The 16650-nt window shown below is 67.5% G+C and carries 12 protein-coding genes; 5 read left to right on the top strand and 7 right to left on the bottom strand.

Translation table 11 applies throughout. The features are described from left to right. Positions 1 to 93: 93 nt before the first annotated feature. From rpsD to ASG62_RS16895, 4 genes are all read right to left on the bottom strand, one after another. Positions 94 to 711 (bottom strand): 30S ribosomal protein S4, encoded by a 618-nt coding sequence (rpsD, locus tag ASG62_RS16905; protein ID WP_056693560.1) that lies wholly within the window; start codon positions 709 to 711, stop codon positions 94 to 96. 237 nt (positions 712 to 948) lie between these two features. Further along, complete coding sequence (locus tag ASG62_RS25800) at positions 949 to 1107, bottom strand: YqaE/Pmp3 family membrane protein (protein ID WP_082490675.1); 159 nt, start codon at positions 1105 to 1107, stop codon at positions 949 to 951. Positions 1108 to 1239: 132 nt separating this feature from the next. Next, on the bottom strand, positions 1240 to 2028 hold the full coding sequence (gene murI, locus ASG62_RS16900; protein WP_056693556.1) for a glutamate racemase: 789 nt from the start codon (positions 2026 to 2028) through the stop codon (positions 1240 to 1242). Next, positions 2025 to 2798, bottom strand: coding sequence for an RNA methyltransferase (locus ASG62_RS16895; RefSeq protein ID WP_056693553.1), 774 nt, complete (start codon positions 2796 to 2798; stop codon positions 2025 to 2027). Before ASG62_RS16895 ends, murI begins: the two co-directional genes overlap by 4 nt. Positions 2799 to 3033: 235 nt before the next feature. On the opposite strand from ASG62_RS16895, the gene ASG62_RS16890 reads away from it, so the two are divergent. Further along, positions 3034 to 4245 (top strand): NADP-dependent isocitrate dehydrogenase, encoded by a 1212-nt coding sequence (locus tag ASG62_RS16890; RefSeq protein WP_056693550.1) that lies wholly within the window; start codon positions 3034 to 3036, stop codon positions 4243 to 4245. A gap of 395 nt (positions 4246 to 4640) precedes the next feature. Continuing rightward, on the top strand, positions 4641 to 5015 hold the full coding sequence (locus ASG62_RS16880) for a PRC-barrel domain-containing protein (RefSeq protein ID WP_056693544.1): 375 nt from the start codon (positions 4641 to 4643) through the stop codon (positions 5013 to 5015). Between the two features lie 170 nt (positions 5016 to 5185). Here ASG62_RS16880 and alaS read toward each other — a convergent pair whose 3' ends face one another. Together alaS and recA are read right to left on the bottom strand one after the other, a co-directional pair. Then, entirely contained in the window at positions 5186 to 7849 is a 2664-nt protein-coding gene (gene alaS / locus ASG62_RS16875; RefSeq protein WP_056693541.1) for an alanine--tRNA ligase, read from the bottom strand. A 313-nt stretch (positions 7850 to 8162) separates the two neighbouring features. Next, on the bottom strand, positions 8163 to 9230 hold the full coding sequence (gene recA / locus ASG62_RS16870; protein ID WP_056693538.1) for a recombinase RecA: 1068 nt from the start codon (positions 9228 to 9230) through the stop codon (positions 8163 to 8165). A gap of 144 nt (positions 9231 to 9374) precedes the next feature. Here recA and ASG62_RS16865 point away from each other — a divergent pair, with 144 nt between their 5' ends. Together ASG62_RS16865 and ASG62_RS16860 are read left to right on the top strand one after the other, a co-directional pair. After that, entirely contained in the window at positions 9375 to 10325 is a 951-nt protein-coding gene (locus ASG62_RS16865; protein ID WP_056693537.1) for a carbohydrate kinase family protein, read from the top strand. Positions 10326 to 10337: 12 nt separating this feature from the next. After that, the gene (locus tag ASG62_RS16860) at positions 10338 to 11279 is read left to right on the top strand and encodes a pseudouridine-5'-phosphate glycosidase (protein ID WP_056694018.1); all 942 of its coding nucleotides are present in this window, start codon (positions 10338 to 10340) and stop codon (positions 11277 to 11279) included. Between the two features lie 4 nt (positions 11280 to 11283). Here ASG62_RS16860 and cckA read toward each other — a convergent pair whose 3' ends face one another. After that, on the bottom strand, positions 11284 to 13836 hold the full coding sequence (gene cckA, locus ASG62_RS16855; protein WP_056693534.1) for a cell cycle histidine kinase CckA: 2553 nt from the start codon (positions 13834 to 13836) through the stop codon (positions 11284 to 11286). A 304-nt stretch (positions 13837 to 14140) separates the two neighbouring features. Between cckA and ASG62_RS16845 the strand changes: the two genes are divergently transcribed. Continuing rightward, entirely contained in the window at positions 14141 to 16285 is a 2145-nt protein-coding gene (locus ASG62_RS16845; RefSeq protein ID WP_162246009.1) for a flagellar biosynthetic protein FliO, read from the top strand. Positions 16286 to 16650 lie beyond the last annotated feature (365 nt).

Raw genomic sequence — 16650 nt, 5'->3', positions numbered from 1 at the left:
AGACAAAGCCGCCGCCCGCCGAACGGCCGAGCGCCGGAAACGCGAAAGGCCGCACGAGGCGGCCTTTCGTTCGAATTCGAAGGGACGATGCCCTTAGCGCGAGTAGAACTCGACGACGAGGTTCGGTTCCATCTGAACGGCGTAAGGCACGTCGGCGAGATGGGGAACGCGAACGTAGGTCGCGACCATCTTGGAGTGATCCGCCTCGATGTAGTCGGGCACGTCGCGCTCAGCGAGCTGGGTGGCCTCGATGAGGATCGTCAGCTGCTTGGACTTCTGACGGACCTCGATCACGTCGCCGGCCTTGCAGACGTAGGAGCCGATGTTCGTGCGAACGCCGTTCACGTTGACATGGCCGTGGTTCACGAACTGGCGGGCCGCGAAGGGGGTCGAGACGAACTTGGCGCGATAGACGATCGCATCCAGACGGCTCTCGAGCAGGCCGATCAGGTTCTCGGAGGTGTCGCCCTTGCGGCGCGCGGCCTCTTCGTAGGTCTTGCGGAACTGCTTCTCGGAAATGTCGCCGTAATAGCCCTTGAGCTTCTGCTTGGCGCGAAGCTGGATGCCGAAATCGGACAGCTTGCCCTTGCGGCGCTGGCCGTGCTGGCCGGGGCCGTACTGACGGCGGTTGACCGGGGACTTGGGACGGCCCCAGATGTTCTCGCCCATGCGGCGATCGATCTTGTACTTGGACTCTGCGCGCTTCGTCATCGCGGTTTTCCTTGCGTTCGCCCGCGCGAACCATTTCGGCGGGCAGCCTGACGAGCGATCGTCCGGCGGGTAACGCACCCTCCTCTGTCCGCCGAAGCGAACCGACAGGCCATCCGTCGCGCGATGCGGGGATGGCCACGGGGAACGTTGAAAACCGGCCGCGCTCTTCAGCGCGGCCGGTTGGATGTCGAATAGGTGACAGGCGGTGCGCCTGTCAACCCGAAGCCTCCGAAAGGATCAGTATTTCCCGATCACGTAGAAGGCGTGGATCACGCCGGGCAGCCATCCGAGCAAGGTCAGGAGAAGATTGATCCAGAAATGCTTGCCGAGACCGACCTGCGTGAACACGGCGACGGGCGGCAGGAAAATGGCGATGATGATGCGGATGAGGTCCATGCGGTCTCCAGGGTGCTGCGCGGCCTTCGGTCAGGGCCTTCTCCGCGACGAACGCCCGTCGCCCCACGGTGTTCCCGTTTTTCCATCGGCTTTCCACGAACAGGACGGCTTCCCGCTCGCCCTCCGCCGCCGTCAGCCGTCCGCAGCGAGGCCAAAACCGCGCAGGAGCGAGCGCGTCGCCGCATCGGCGGGACCGGCCGTGAAGATCGCCCGGTCGAGCCCGGACGCGACCGGCTCCCCATCCGGCGGAAGCAGCGCCAGGGCGCGCCGCGCGATCGCCTCGGCGGGGTTCAGCCAGTCCACCGGCCAGGGCGCCATCTTGCGCATGCGGTTCACCAGGAAGGGATAATGCGTGCAGGCGAGCACGACGATATCCGTGCGCCGCCCGTCCTGCTCGACGAAGCAGGGCTCGATCTCGGCGCGCACGGCCTCCTCGTCGACGAAGCCGTGCCGCATGTAGGTCTCGGCCAGCCCGGCCAGCTCAACGCTGCCGACGAGCCGCACATGGCATTTCGAGGCCCATTGCGTGATGAGATCGCGCGTGTACTGCCGCTTCACCGTGCCGGGCGTCGCGAGAACGGAGACGAGCCCGGACCGCGTGCGCTCCGCCGCCGGCTTGATCGCCGGAACCGTGCCGACGAAGCGCATGCCGGGATAGGCGGCTCGGAGATCGCCGAGCGCCAGCGTCGAGGCAGTGTTGCAGGGGATCATGCAGAGCAGCGGATCGTGCTCGGCGATCAGCGTTCCGAACAGCTCCACGAGCCGCGCCCGAAGCGCCTCCTCCTCCCAGTTTCCATAGGGAAAGGCCGCGTTGTCCGCGACATAGAGGAACCGGCGCTCGGGCATGAGCACCCGCGCCTCGCGCAGGACGGTCAGTCCGCCGATGCCGGAATCGAAGAGAAGAACCGGGCGCTCGCTCAAGACCTGCGCCCCGCCTGCGCCATGCGCCGCTCCAGATGGCGCAGCATGCCGCGCAGGGTGCGGACCTCGCCCTCGCTGAAAGCCGCCTTGGTCAGGATCGTGCGAACCTTCTGCGACATGGCCGACCGCTTTTCCGGCGGGTGGAAGTAGCCGGCGGCGTCCAGCATGCCCTCCAGATGGTCGAGAAAGCGCTGCAGGTCCTCCTTCTCGGCCGGCGCCACCTCCGGCGCGGTGAAGCGCGGCCCCTCGGAGCCGCCCGACTTCATCCACTCGTAGCTCATGAGGAGCACGGCCTGCGCGATGTTCAGCGAGGCGAAGGCGGGGTTGACGGGGAAGGTCACGATCTCGTCGGCAAGCCCGATCTCGTCGTTGTTCAGCCCGAACCGCTCGCGCCCGAAGAGAATGCCCGCCCCCTGCCCGACCGAGATGCGCGCCCGAAGCTCGGCGCCGGCCTCCTCCGGCCCGCGCACGGGCTTCAGGCTGTCGCGCGGCCGCGCGGTGGTCGCGAGCACGTAGGTCAGATCGGCGACCGCCTCCGCCGCGGTCTCGTAGAGCCGGGCGGCGTCGATCACGTGATCCGCCCGCGAGGCGGCGGCCCTGGCGCGCTCGTTCGGCCAGCCGTCGCGCGGGCTCACGAGGCGCAGATCCGACAGTCCGAAATTCGCCATGGCGCGCGCCACCATGCCGATATTCTCGCCGAGCTGCGGTTCGCAGAGGATGATCGCCGGCCCCTCGGCGAGATTGACGTCGCTACGGTTCGTGCCGGCCAAAGTCGCATATCCTTGTTGACTGAACCGGCTGATACCGTGTCGCTCACCGGTGGCCAAGAGGCGCCTTGGCCGCGCAATGCTGCTTTGCGGCACGAGTCGCGCGCGATACCGTTCTGTCGCCTTGCGTCGGAGCCTAGCGATGCTATAGCCCAACCCTGTTCGTTCGGGCGCTCGGCCCGGTAGAGAGACGCGGTCCGCGGCACCCGGATCGCCCAGAGGTCAGGAAAGGCATCCGATGGCGAAGATCAAGGTCGACAACCCGGTCGTGGAGCTCGACGGCGACGAGATGACCCGGATCATCTGGCAGTTCATCAAGGACAAGCTGATCCACCCCTATCTCGATATCGATCTCGAATATTACGATCTCGGTATGGAGAACCGCGACGCCACCGACGACCAGGTGACGATCGACGCGGCCAACGCCATCAAGAAGCACGGCGTCGGCGTGAAATGCGCCACCATCACCCCGGACGAGGACCGGGTGAAGGAATTCTCGCTGAAGAAGATGTGGAAGTCGCCGAACGGCACGATCCGCAACATTCTCGGCGGCGTCATCTTCCGCGAGCCGATCATCGCCAAGAACGTGCCCCGCCTCGTTCCCGGCTGGACCAAGCCGATCATCGTCGGCCGCCATGCCTTCGGCGACCAGTACAAGGCCACCGACTTCAAGTTCCCCGGCAAGGGCAAGCTCTCGATCAAGTTCGTCGGCGAGGACGGCGAGGTGATCGAGCACGAGGTCTACGACGCACCCGGTTCCGGCGTCGCGATGGCCATGTACAATCTCGACGAGTCGATCCGCGAATTCGCGCGCGCCTCGCTGAACTACGGCCTGCTGCGCGGCTATCCCGTCTACCTCTCCACGAAGAACACGATCCTGAAGGCCTATGACGGCCGCTTCAAGGACATCTTCCAGGAGGTCTACGAGGCCGAGTTCCAGGCGAAGTTCAAGGAAGCCCGGATCACCTACGAGCACCGCCTGATCGACGACATGGTCGCATCGGCGTTGAAATGGTCCGGCGGCTACGTCTGGGCCTGCAAGAACTACGACGGCGACGTGCAGTCGGACACGGTGGCGCAGGGCTTCGGCTCGCTCGGCCTCATGACCTCCGTCCTGATGACGCCGGACGGCAAGACCGTCGAGGCCGAGGCCGCGCACGGCACGGTCACGCGCCACTATCGCCAGCACCAGCGCGGCGAGCAGACCTCGACCAACTCGATCGCCTCGATCTTCGCCTGGACCCGCGGCCTGGCGCACCGCGCCAAGCTCGACGGCAACGACGAGTTGACCCGCTTCGCCGACACGCTGGAGAAGGTCTGCGTCGCGACCGTCGAGGCCGGCTACATGACCAAGGACCTGGCGCTCCTCATCGGACCCGACCAGCCCTGGCTCTCCACCTCGGGCTTCCTCGACAAGATCGACGAGAACCTCAAGAAGGCCATGGGCTGACACCAGCCTCTGCGATGGCGGTGTGCCGAAACCGGCGCGCCGCCATTCGAACGACGCGGCACGGAACGAGCTTCGCGCACGGCCCGGATGTCCCGAGGCCACCGCCAACGATCCGATCGAAGGCTGCAGCGCCGGGGTCGAGACCAAGCCGTCGGCAAGGCCGACCGCGCCGGATCGAAGCTGCGAGCCGCCCAACGGCGCGGCTCAATTCAAAAGCTAAAAACCGGTCGCGGGCTTTGCCACCCGAACCGCTGTCCTGCGGGCCATCGGGTCCTCCAAACGATGATCGGTAAACCGCTGGGTTGCGCGAGAAATCGAACATCAACTCCAGTGTGATGAAACTTCGCACGCCCCGGGACATTTCGTTCGCTCACGCAACATGGAGCAGACTCGAAATGTTCGATCGCAAGACCATCGCCTCCGTCGTCATCGCCACGAGCCTTTTCGGCGCCGCCACTGCCCACGCGCAGACCACGGCGCTCGTCGAAGTCGCGGACGCGACGATGATTCCGATGATCAATTCCAATGCCGACGCGCTGGAGGATCTCGCCATCCACAACGCCGCCGGCGTGAAGATCGGCGAGATCGAGGAGGTCCTCGGAACCGACGCGGCCACGGCAACCGCCGTCGCAGTCGATTTCGACGACAAGGCCGGCTTCGGCAACGAGGACCGCATCGTGCCGCTGGAAAGCCTCACTCTCAACGGCGTGAAGCTCATCCTGTCAGCCGACGCCGCTGCGGTCGGCGCACTTCCCATCTACAACGACTGATATCGATCGGCCGCGTGCCGAAACGCATGAGGCTCGAATCAGGAAGGGCTGGTCGCATGCGACCAGCCCTTTCTCGTATCGACGTCCCATCCCCATCAGCATCGGGGCAGAGAATGCCCCCATCGTCGCGGCCGCTTTGTAGCCTCCGGCAAAGGCGCCCGGTCAGGCGCTCAAGCCGCGAGCGCGGCTTCCACGGCCGAGACGGCATCTCCGGCCTTCGCGGCATCGGGTCCGCCCGCCTGCGCCATGTCGGGACGCCCGCCGCCGCCCTTTCCGCCGATCGCCTCGCTCGCCTGCCGAACGAGCGCGACCGCGTCGAAGCGGCCGGTGAGATCCGGCGTGACGCCGACGACGACGCTCGCCTTGCCCTCTGCGACGCCGACGAAGACGACGACGCCCGAACCGAGCCCGGCCTTGGCATCGTCGACGAGACCCTTCAGGTCCTTGGCGGCGACGCCGTCGAGCACTCGCCCGAGGAACTTCACGCCGCCGATCTCGCGTGCCCCAGGTCCGCCCTCGGCCCCGCCGCTGTCGCCGACCATCGCCAGCTTGCGCTTGGCATCGGCAAGCTCCCGCTCCAGCCGCTTGCGCTCGTCGACCAGCACCTCCAGCCGCTCCGCCGCTTCGGCGGGCGCGACCTTCAGCGCGGCCGCCATGCGCCGAACCCGCGCGTCTTGCTCCATCAGATAGTCGCGCGCCGCGCCGCCGGTCAGCGCCTCGATGCGCCGGACACCCGCACCGACGGCGCTTTCGGCCAGCACATGCACCAGACCGATATCGCCGGTGGCGCGCACATGCGTGCCGCCGCAAAGCTCGATCGAATAGGGCCGCCCGGCCTTCTCGCCGGTCTCGTTCAGCCCCATCGAGACGACGCGCACCTCGTCGCCGTACTTCTCGCCGAACAGCGCCATCGCGCCCTCGGCGATCGCGTCGTCCACGGCCATCAGGCGCGTCTCGACCGGCGTGTTCTGGAGGACAATTGCATTGGCGAGACGTTCGACCTTCGCGAGCTCCTCGGCATCGATGGGCTTGGGATGCGAGAAGTCGAAGCGCAGGCGGTCCGGCGAGACCATCGACCCCTTCTGCGCGACATGGGTGCCCAGCACCTCGCGAAGGCCCTCGTGAAGAAGATGCGTCGCCGAATGGTTCGAACGGATCTTCGTGCGGCGGGCATGATCGACCTCGAGTTCGAGCGCTGCGCCGATCTTCAGGACGCCCTCCTCGACGGTCGCGCGATGGACGAAGAGGCCGCCGGCCATCTTCTGCGTGTTCGTCACCGACAGACGCACGCCCTCGCCGCGCATCGTCCCGGTGTCGCCGAGCTGGCCGCCGGATTCAGCGTAGAACGGCGTCTGGTTGAGAACGATCGACACGTCGGTGCCCGAAACGGCCTCCGAGACCTCGGCACCGTCGGCGACGAGCGCGACCACGGCTCCCTCCGCCTTCTCGGTGTCGTAGCCGAGGAACTCGGTCGCGCCGACGCGGTCGCGGATCTGGAACCAGACCGTCTCCGACGCGGTCTCGCCGGACCCCGCCCAGCTCGCCCGCGCCTCGGCCTTCTGCTTTTCCATCGCCGTGCGGAAACCGTCGACATCGACCTCGATGCCGCGCTGGCGCAGGGCGTCCTGCGTCAGATCGAGGGGGAAGCCATAGGTGTCGTAGAGCTTGAAAGCGGTCTCGCCAGGCAGCTTCTCGCCCTCGCCCATCGCCTCGCTGGCTTCGTTGAGAAGGACGAGACCGCGATCGAGCGTCTGGAGAAAGCGCTTCTCCTCCAGCTTGAACGTCTCGGCCGTCAGCGCCTCCGCACGGACGAGCTCGGGATAGGCGCGGCCCATCTCCGCGACGAGCACCGGAAGGAGCCTGTAGAGAATCGGCTCGCGGGCGCCGAGCATCTTCGCGTGGCGCATCGCCCGGCGCATGATGCGGCGAAGCACGTAGCCGCGCCCCTCGTTGGACGGCAGGACACCATCCGCGATGAGGAAGGCGGAGGAGCGCAGGTGGTCGGCGATCACGCGATGGCTCGCGCGGTTCTCACCGATTGCCGGAACGCCGGTCAGTTCCTCGGACGCACGGATCAGCGCTTTGAAGAGATCGATGTCGTAATTGTCGTGGACGCCCTGTAGCACGGCCGCGACCCGTTCAAGGCCCATGCCCGTATCGATCGAGGGCTTGGGCAGGGCGACGCGCTCGCTCGGCGAGAGCTGCTCGAATTGCATGAAGACGAGGTTCCAGATCTCGATGAACCGGTCGCCGTCCTCGTCCTTGCTGCCGGGAGGACCGCCGAAGATCGACTCGCCGTGATCGTAGAAGATTTCCGAGCAGGGACCACAAGGACCCGTCTCGCCCATCGACCAGAAATTGTCCGACGTCGCGATGCGGATGATCCGGTCGTCGGTGAGACCGGCGATCTTCTTCCAGAAGGACGCGGCCTCGTCGTCGTCGTGATAGACGGTGACGAGCAGCTTGTCCTTCGCCAGCCCGAACTCCTTGGTCAGGAGCGTCCAGGCGAACTCGATGGCATTCTCCTTGAAATAGTCGCCGAAGGAGAAATTGCCGAGCATCTCGAAGAACGTGTGATGCCGGGCCGTGTAGCCGACATTGTCGAGATCGTTGTGCTTGCCGCCGGCGCGAACGCATTTCTGCGAGGTCGCGGCCCGCTTGTAGGGACGATTTTCGAGGCCCGTGAAGACGTTCTTGAACTGCACCATGCCGGCATTGGTGAACATCAAGGTCGGGTCGTTGCGCGGGACGAGCGGTGAGGACGCGACGGGCTCATGGCCGTTCTTCGCGAAGTACTGAAGGAACGCCGACCGGATTTCGTTCACGCCGCTCATGAAACAACCTTCGCAAGACTTGGACGCGCCATCGCTTCGACAAAGCCGAATTCGCCGAGAGCGCGGAGCAGGATCGCGACGCCGATCCATCTCGGCGCCCGCCTTCGTCGCGCCGGACCGAACGGCCCAACGGGCTCTTCGACGGCGCAAAGGCGACCGGGTTTTAGCCGGGGCGACAAGGCCTGTCCATCAGCGACGGACCGCCATGGCGCCGGGAAAGGGCGCAGCCCCCGACGAAAACGGCGCCCCGCTTCCGGGACGCCGCGATCCTGTTCGATTCGAGGGAGAGGAAAATCCCTCTCCGAACCCGATCCTACTCGTCGCCTTCCTCGGCCGTTCCCGTCTCCAGGAGCTTCTCGGCGAGGAAACCGGCATTCTGGCGAATGGTCGTCTCGATCTCGTTGGCGACGTCCGGGTTGTCGCGCAGGAACGTCTTGGCGTTCTCACGGCCCTGGCCGAGGCGCTGGCTGTTGTAGGAGAACCAGGCGCCGGACTTCTCGACGATGCCAGCCTTCACACCGAGATCGACGAGCTCGCCCGTCTTCGACACGCCCTCGCCATACATGATGTCGAACTCGACCTGCTTGAAGGGCGGCGCGAGTTTGTTCTTGACGACCTTGACGCGGGTCTGGTTGCCCGTGACCTCGTCGCGATCCTTGATCGCGCCGATGCGCCGGATGTCGAGGCGAACGGACGCGTAGAACTTCAGCGCGTTGCCGCCCGTCGTCGTCTCGGGCGAGCCGTACATGACGCCGATCTTCATGCGGATCTGGTTGATGAAGATGACGGTGCACTTCGACCGGCTGATCGAGCCCGTCAGCTTGCGCAGCGCCTGGCTCATCAGGCGCGCCTGCATGCCCGGCAGCGAATCGCCCATCTCGCCCTCGATTTCGGCGCGCGGGGTGAGCGCGGCGACCGAATCGACGACAAGAACGTCGATCGCGCCGGAGCGCACGAGCGTATCCACGATCTCCAGCGCCTGCTCACCGGTGTCGGGCTGGGAGATCAGAAGATCCTCCAGATTGACGCCGAGCTTGCGGGCATAGACCGGATCGAGCGCATGCTCGGCATCGACGAAGGCGCAGATGCCGCCCTTCTTCTGGGCCTCGGCCACCGTGTGGAGGGCCAGCGTCGTCTTGCCCGAGCTTTCCGGCCCGTAGATCTCGACGATGCGCCCGCGCGGCAGGCCGCCGATGCCCAGCGCCATGTCCAGCCCGAGCGATCCGGTGGAAACGGTATCGACCTCGACCTTGTCATTTGCGCCGAGACGCATGATCGAGCCCTTGCCGAAAGCCCGTTCGATCTGCGAAAGCGCGGCGTCGAGCGCCTTAGTCTTGTCCAACGACGTATCCTCGACCAGCCGGAGAGGCTTCTGAGCCATGGGGGAGCGTCCTTATTTCACGCGCAATGCCGGGGTGCAATCACGCCTTGGATGTTGCAGATGTACTTATTTTGTTCCCATCGCGCAAGAGCGTGGTCGCGTTTTGTTCCTGTCTGACACCGAATTTTCGGGGATATCGCGATCATGAGTGAGACCCCTCCCTCCATTCTGGCGATCGGCGCGGCGCATCTTGATCGCCGGGCGCGGTCGAGCACTCCCTTCCAGAAGGGCGCCTCGAATCCGGGCGTGGTGACGGAGACGGTCGGCGGGGCCGCGTTCAATGCGGCCCTGGCGATGCGGCTCTTCGGCGCCAGGGTCCGGCTCTGCACGACCCGCGGCGGCGATCTCGCCGGAGAGCGGGTTGCCGAAGCGGTCGAAGCGGCCTGCATCGACGAGCACGCCTTTGTCTGGCTGGACCGCACCACGGCGACCTACAACGCGATCCTCGACGATCGCGGCGATCTCGTCGCGGGCATCGCCGACATGGCGATCTACGATCTCCTCGGCCGGCGGCTCCTGCGCCAGCGGCGCGTGCGGCTCGAATTGGCCGAGGCGGGCGGGCTTCTTCTCGACGCCAATCTCTCCGCCGAGACGATCGCGCATCTCCTGGCGCGCTTCGGCGAGCGCCCCACCGCCGCGATCGCCGTTTCGCCGGCGAAGGCCATGCGGCTATCCGCCAGCCTCCCGCGCCTCGGCACTCTCTTTCTATCGCGCGCCGAGGCGGCGACCCTCGTCGAAATGACACCGGCGACGGACGCGGCCCGGCTGGCTCAAAATCTGGTGGACATGGGTGTCCGTCGCGCGGTCGTCACGGACGGACCGCACGATGCGGCGCTGATCGAGGACGGAGCGATCCACCTTCAGGCACCGCCGGCGGTCGCCTCGCTGCGCGACGTGACGGGCGCCGGCGACACGCTGGCCGGCGTCGCCTTCCAGGCGATCGTGGCAGGCCGCCCCTTTCTCGAAGCCGCCCGTCTCGGGATGGCCGCCGCCAGCCGGCGCATCTCGATGGATGCGTCGGAAACGGGCGAGACGGTCGACACCATCGCACGAACGATGGAGGCGATGGCGCCTCCGCGCTCCCTCGCCTCCTGAAGGATGCCCACCATGACGGACCAGCCCTTTCGCCTTTCGCCGCGTGTCGCGGCAGCACTCGCCGAAAACCGCCCGGTCGTGGCGTTGGAATCGACGATCATCACGCATGGCATGCCCTATCCGCAGAATGTCGAGACCGCGCGGGGCGTCGAGGCGCTGGTGCGCGCGGAGGGTGCCGAGCCTGCGACGATCGCGGTGCTCGACGGCGTTCTGCGGATCGGGCTCGACGATGCCGAGATCGAAGCGCTGGCCAAGGCGACCTCGGTGATGAAGCTCTCTCGGGCCGATCTCGCCTTCGCCATGGCGACGGGCCGCACGGGCTCCACCACGGTCGCGGCGACGATGATCGCGGCGGCGCTCGCCGGGATCGGCGTCTTCGCCACAGGCGGCATCGGCGGGGTCCATCGCGGCGCAGGCGCGAGCTTCGACATCTCCGCCGATCTCGACGAATTGGCGGCGACGCCGGTCATCGTCGTCTCGGCCGGCGCCAAGGCGATTCTGGATATCGGAAAGACGCTGGAAGTGCTTGAGACGAAAGGCGTTCCGGTCATCGGCTATCGCAGCGACGATTGGCCGGCCTTCTGGTCGCGCGTCTCGGGCCTGCCCGCCCCGCTTCGGCTCGATTCGGCGGAGGCCATCGCCTCCTTCCAGCACAGGCGCAGCCGAATCGGGCTCGGCGGGGGCATGCTGATCGGCAATCCGGTCGATGCGGAGGACGAGATCGAGGCCAATATCGTGGAGCTCTGGATCGCCGACGCGCTGGGCGATGCCGACCGGAAGGGCATCGCCGGCAAGGCCGTCACGCCCTTCCTCCTGCAGCGGATCTTCGAGCTGAGCGAGGGCAGGTCGCTGGAGACCAACATCGCCCTCGTGCGCTCCAACGCCCGCCTTGCGGCCGGCATCGCCAAGGCTCTCGTGGCGCAGCGCTTGGCCGAAGCGCTGTCGGCGGACTGACCGCCTATTCCTCCAGCATGTCCTTGACCGCGATGGCGAGGTCGCGGAGCGAGAAGGGTTTGGCGAGGAAGCCGAACTTCTCGCCCTCGGGCAGGTTCTTGGCGAAGGCGTCCTCGGCATAGCCGGAGACGAAGATGAACTTCAGGTCCGGCCGCTTGGCGCGCATCTCGCGCAAGAGGGTCGGGCCGTCCATCTCGGGCATGACGACGTCGGAGACGACGAGATCGACCCGCCCGCCGATCGCTTCCATCACCTCCAGCGCTTCGACGCCGGACGAGGCCTCGTGAACCTCGTAGCCGCGCATCTTCAGCGCGCGCACATTGCCGGCGCGCACATGGTCCTCGTCCTCCACCAGCAGGATCGAGGCCGTGCCGGAAAGATCGGCCTTGGCCGCGACCTGCTCGGCGGAAAGGCTGGGCTCGACCTTGTTCGTCAGCGGCAGGTCCGCGGGAATGTGGCGAGGCAGGAAGATGCGGAAGGTCGTGCCCTGCCCGACCTTCGAGTCGACGAAGATGAAGCCGCCCGACTGCTTCACGATGCCGTAGACCATCGACAGGCCGAGACCCGTGCCCTTGCCGATCTCCTTGGTGGTGAAGAAGGGCTCGAAAATCCGCTCGGCGACGTCGGCCGGCATGCCCGTTCCCGAATCCATGACCTCGACGAGAACGTGGTCGCCGCCCTGCATTTCCGCGTAGCCGAAGCCGCGCGTCTCGCCATCCGGCACGTTGCGCGTGGAAACCTGGATGCGCCCGCCCTCGGGCATGGCGTCCCGGGCGTTCTGCACGAGATTGGTGATCACCTGCTCGAACTGGCCGATATCGGCCATGACCGGCCAGAGGTCGCGCGCGTGATGGCGCTCGAGCTTCACGAGGTCGCCCGAAATGCGCTTCAGAAGAAGATGCATGTCCGCGATGACGTCGGTGAGGTTCAGCATTTTCGGGCGCATGGTCTGGCGCCGCGAATAGGCGAGCAGCTGGCGCACGAGCGAGGCCGCGCGGTTGGCGCTCTGCTTGATGAGAAGAAGGTCCTGGAAGGACGGATCGCCCGAGCGGTGGTTGAGAAGCAGGAAGTCGACCGAGGCCGTGATGATCGTCAGGACGTTGTTGAAGTCGTGCGCGATGCCGCCGGCCAGATTGCCGACCGCCTGCATCTTCTGGCTCTTGGCGAACTGTTCCTCCAGCGAGCGCTGATCGGTGATGTCGACGCCGTAGAGAATGGCGGCGTCGCCCGATCCGTCGCCCGATTCGCCGGCGGCGCTGAGATAGAGCCGCGCGACGCGGGTCGGGCTGCTGCCGGGCAGCTCGACATCGACGACGGGAATGCTGGCATCGTGGCGGCCGGCGGCGAGAAGCGCGTTGCGCAGCGCGTCGCGGCTTTCGTCCCCCACCACTTCGCCCACCGAGACGAGCCCGCCGGCCGCGGGCTGGCCGAACATGCGCGCGAAGGCGGCATTGGCGCGCACGACGCGGCCGTCATGCCCGAGCGCCGCAATGGCCATCGGCGAGGAGTTGAAGAAGCGCGTGAAGCGCACCTCGGCCGCGTCGAGCGCGCCCGCGCCCTTGGCGTCGATGTTGCGCTGGAGAACGATCGTGCGCGACAGGCCCGGCGCTCCGTCCGGAAGGAGCCCGGTCTTGCGCAGGAGCCGGACCGGCAGCCTGTGCCCGTCGGCGCGCACGAGGTCGAGATCGACGATGCTGACGGCGCCCGCTTCGGCGGCTTCCGGGCTCGTCGACAGAAGAGCCGCGTCCCCATCGGCCGCGAATTCGGCGATCGCCCGCGCATAGGGGCGGAAGGCCACGAGATCGACACCGAGCCAATCGGCGAGCGTGGCGTTGATGTAAGCGATGCGCCCCTTGGCGTCGGCGGCGAAGAAGCCGGCCGGCGCGTGGTCGAGATAGTCAATCGCGTGCTGGAGATCCTGGAAGAAGGTCTCCTGATCGTCTCGCTCGGCCGTGACGTCGGCGATCTGCCAGGCCTGGAGCGCGCCGGACGCGCCGCTGAGCGGGCGAACGGAGACGCGGTACCAGCGTGGCTCGGTGCTCGACGCATCGGCGAGGCTTCGCGGCAGACGGATCTCCTCCTGCCCGCTGCGCTGGTCCCGCGCCAGATTGGCGAGGCGGTAGATAGCCTCGGACGCATCGCGTTCCCGCGCGAGAAGACGCTCGATCGTGCGTAGTTCCGCCGGGTCGTTCGCGGCTCCCGTGGCGAGCCCGTAGGCCTTGTTCGCATAGACGATGCGGCCGCGGCGATCGACGATCAGCGTGCCGACGTCGAGCGTGTCGAGGAAATCGTTGGCGATGCCGCCTTGTCCGGGCTGGGCCGAGAAGGAGACGAGCCCCACCGCCGCGGCGAAGACAACGACGACGCCGACGACGGCGAGCAGCGCGAAGATCGCGAGCAGCAGCTTGCCGCCATAGCTATGGCCGAGAAGCGCGGGAATGGCGGCGAGAAAGAAGAGCGCTCCGCACAGCACCAGCAGCTTGCGCACGTTCCGCGCGCCCGCCGTGCGGTCGATCAGCGGCTTGTCCGGCAAGCCGACGCCCGTTCCGTTCGTCATCGATAAGGGTCCCGTTCCCACGCGGCTCAAGTCTCGACCTCTTTTGCCCGGTTGCCGGCTTCAGGATCGGGACGCGATCTCGCCGCCCTTTCACGGATGACCCTACTCTCTAACGCAGGCCAGCCGAGGCGCAATCTGACGAAGCGCGAACAGGGCGGATGCCGCGATCCCGGCAATCTGGAGCCCCAGGCTTTTGCGGGGCTGGACCGCGATGCTGCCGACGGACGCGAAAGTCCAGCCGAAAGCGCTTGTCCCGACTCGACAATTCCGGTCTACCATCGAAAAAAGCTTGCAGGAGTGCAGCATGCCATCTTGGCTTTCTGATGTGGTGGGCACCGACATGGCGCCGCTCGCCTATTATGCGCTGGTCGCGGCCATCGTTCTGGCCTTGATCGTCATCGTCCTGGCGATCGCCAAGAAGGCGATGGGCGTCGGCAGCGGACCGAAGGTCAAAGGGCGCGGACCGCGACTGGCCGTGATGGACGTGTCGGTGATCGATCCCAAGCGCAAGCTCGTCCTGGTGCGCCGCGACGAGGTCGAGCATCTCCTCCTGATCGGCGGACAGAACGATCTCGTGGTCGAGGCCAGCATCCTGCGCGGTGTGCCCTCCGCGCGGCCCGGCCGCACCGAACCCAGCCTCGGCGCCGAAGACTACGGGCAGCGCGGCGCAGGGCAGGCTCGCGGCGCCGCCCCGTCCCAAGTCGCGCGCGGGCCGAGCCCGCTGACGCGGCCGGTGCCGCGCCCGCCCCAGCCGCCGGCTCCGCCCGTCGCGCCGGTCGCCGCGGCCGCACCCGTCGTCGTATCCGTCCCGGATCGTTCGGACCCGGTGGTGGAAACGCCCCGAGCGGCGCCGGCATCCTCTTCGCTGCCCGCGCCCAACGTCGCGCCGCCGATCGAGGGGCCTTCCGCACCGAAGGTTTCGAAGGACGAGGTGAAGCCGGAGCGGGACGCGACCGTCCTCGTCGCGCCGCCGGCGCCGATTCCCGCCGTGGAGCCGCCGTCTGCGCCCAGCGTCGCCGTGCAACGCCCGACCGCGCCCGTCGTCCAGGCCCCTGTCATCACGACCCCTGTCGTTTCGCCGCCCGTCGTTTCGCCTCCGATCGTTTCGGCGCCCGTCGTGCAGGCCCCGACCGTATCGGCGCCCGTCGCATCGGCGCCTGTCGTAGCGGCGCCCGCCGCGTCCGCGCCGGCCGTGTCGATCGATCCGATCGCCCCGCCGGCCGAGGCGCAGAGGGTCGCGCCGCCCGTGCTGCCATCGGCGCCCGTGCAGACCGTCGCGCCGCAGCCGCCGGTGCAGCCCGCGGCGTCGGCGCCTGTGCCGCCTGCCGCCACGCGCCCGCCTCTTGCCCCGACCCAGCCGCAGCCGCCCCGCGCTCCGCAGCCGATCCCGCCCACCGCCCTGCCGCGCCAGCTGCCGCGCGAGCCCGAGCGTGCGCCGCAGCCGCCGGCGGCCACCGAAGCCGGCGATGCGCAGCGTCCGGTCTCCCTGCCTCTGCCGCGCTTCACCGTCGGCGGCACATTGGAGCCTGTCCAGAGGTCCGGTCAGGCAACGCCGATTCAGCCGGCACCCCCCTCCCAGGCTCAGCCCTCCCCAGCCCAGTCGTTCCAGGCCCAGCCCTCCGCGGCCCAGCCCTTCCAAGCAAGGTCCATGGCGACGCCGACCCTTCCGGCAAAGCCCGCCCCCGCCGCAGCCGAGCTGGAGGCGAAGGCCAAACGGAACGAGCCGAACCGGACGAACGACGTCGAGGACGAGATCGAGGCTGCAAAGCCTGTCGGCGACGAGCCGTCGCCCGAAGAGGTTCTGGCGCGCCTTCTGGCCAAGGCGAAGGAGCCCGTGCGCTCGCCCGTCGAGCAGAACGCCGCGCCCTCGATCGAGAGACCTCAGCCTGCGCCGCAGGCGCCCGCACAGCCGGCACCGGTCGCTCCGCCCACGCCCCGCGTGGAAAGCGGGCCGGCCGCTCCGAGTGTTGCGGCACCCGATGCCGGCGATCGGCGCCCTCTCGCGGTCCGCAGCTTCGCGTCGGCCATTCAGGGCCGTCAGTCCGCCCCCGAAACGAGCGTCCCGGCTCCTGCGACACGGCGCGAGCCGGAGGTCGTCCTGCCCGTCCCTCCCGTCCCGCCGACCCCGTCTTCACCCGCTCGCGAAGCTACGCTGGCCGCTGCCGCGCCAACCCGCCAGCCCGCGACCACGTGGGAAGATGAAGAGGACGATCTGGAGGATTTCCTCTCCGCGCAGCTGAACGACCAGCTGGGAGAGGACATCTGGGCGACGAAGGAAGGCACCGAAGCGCCGGTCGTCCAGCCGGAAAAGCCGCCCGCACCGCCAAAGCCGGTCGAAAGCGCCGCACCGACACCGCCGCCCGCCAAGCGACCGCTGACGCTGGAGGAGGAGATGGAGCGCCTTCTTGGCGACTTCGATCTCGAAACATCCGACCGGCGCAATCGCTGACGGAATCAGAAGATGGCCGGGACGCCACCGTCTCGGCCATGTCGCCTGAGACCGGCCGCCGGGCCTGCATTCCTCGACTCGGGACGGTCGCGGGTTTTCCGACGTTCTTCGTCGACATAGAACGCGGAGCCTGCAGCTATCCAGCTAGGAGATGCGGCGGAGGATCCGTGTGACCGAAGGCTGACGTCGGAAGACTTCACATCAGCATCGAAGACCGCCGGCGATCTCGATGCACGGAATGCCGAGAAGCTTCATGCGGTGAAGGGGACGCCGGACGCGCTTCGGTCGGAGCCGATCGGCCGAACCTGGGGCTAACCGGATGGATCGGCGAGGCCTGCATTCCTTCGAAGATGCGCGAAAAGTGA

The sequence above is a fragment of the Aureimonas sp. Leaf427 genome (genome assembly GCF_001425485.1).
GTDB lineage: Bacteria > Pseudomonadota > Alphaproteobacteria > Rhizobiales > Rhizobiaceae > Plantimonas.
The sequence above is the reverse complement of the archived record's forward strand: the minus strand, read 5'-3'. Positions and strand labels throughout refer to the sequence as shown.